We start from the raw sequence: 1302 nt of genomic DNA on the forward strand, positions 1-1302 counted from the left end.
GCGCGGCTGCCGCGCTGGAAGGGATCGTCCATGACGGGCAGACCTTCGCGGTTGGCGGTTTCGGCCTGTGCGGCATTCCCGAGGCGCTGATCGCCGCGCTGCGCGATACGGGCGTCAAGGGCATCACCTGCATCAGCAACAACGCCGGCGTCGACGGCTTCGGGCTTGGCCTCCTGCTGGAGACGCGCCAGATCAAGAAGATGATCTCGTCGTATGTCGGCGAGAACAAGGAATTCGAGCGTCAATATCTGTCCGGCGAACTGGAGCTGGAATTCACGCCGCAAGGCACGCTGGCGGAGAAGCTGCGGGCCGGCGGCGCGGGCATTCCCGCGTTCTTCACGAACACCGGCTACGGCACGTTGATCGCGGAAGGCAAGGAAACGCGCCAGTTCGGCGATCGCCACTACGTGCTCGAGCCGTCGCTGACGGCCGACGTCGCACTCGTCAAGGCGTGGAAGGCCGACAAGTCGGGCAACCTGATCTATCGCCGCACCGCGCGCAACTTCAACCCGATGTGCGCAATGGCGGGCAAGATCACGGTCGTCGAGGTCGAGGAGATCGTCGAGAACGGCGAGCTCGATCCGGACCAGATTCACACGCCGGGGATTTTCGTGCAGCGGATCGTCCTGAACGCGACGCCCGAGAAACGCATCGAACAACGCGTCGTCCGCGCGAAAGGAGACTGACATGGCTTGGAATCGTGACCAGATGGCCGCGCGCGCGGCGCAGGAACTGCAGGACGGCTTTTACGTGAACCTCGGCATCGGCCTGCCGACGCTCGTCGCGAACCACGTGCCGGAAGGCGTGGAAGTGTGGCTCCAGTCGGAAAACGGCCTGCTCGGCATCGGCCCGTCGCCGACCGAGGACGAAGTCGACGCCGACCTGATCAACGCCGGCAAGCAGACCGTCACGACGCTGCCGGGCTCGTCGATCTTCTCGTCGGCCGATTCGTTCGCGATGATTCGCGGCGGCCACATCAACCTGGCGATCCTCGGCGCGATGCAGGTCAGCAAGTCCGGCGATCTCGCGAACTGGATGATCCCGGGCAAGATGATCAAGGGCATGGGCGGCGCGATGGACCTCGTCGCCGGCGTGAAGCGCGTCGTCGTGCTGATGGAGCATGTCGCGAAGGGCGACCAGCACAAGATTCTCGACGCGTGCAACCTGCCGCTGACGGGCGTGGGCGTCGTCAATCGCATCATCACCGATCTGGGCGTCATCGACGTCACGCCGGACGGCCTCAAGCTCGTCGAGCTGGCCGACGGCGTCAGCGTCGACGAGATCAAGGCGAAGACGGGCGCG

2 protein-coding genes are annotated in these 1302 nt (G+C 65.1%); both read left to right on the forward strand.

All coding sequences use genetic code 11. The features are described 5' to 3' along the window. Positions 1-686: CoA transferase subunit A (locus LIG30_RS02305; protein ID WP_152985977.1), on the forward strand; the 686-nt coding region annotated here is incomplete at its 5' end. Between the two features lies 1 nt (position 687). Next, on the forward strand, positions 688-1302 hold a 615-nt coding region (locus LIG30_RS02310; RefSeq protein WP_038709331.1), incomplete at its 3' end, for a CoA transferase subunit B.

It is taken from the genome of Burkholderia sp. lig30 (assembly GCF_000687455.2).
In the GTDB taxonomy this organism is placed as follows: Bacteria; Pseudomonadota; Gammaproteobacteria; order Burkholderiales; family Burkholderiaceae; genus Burkholderia.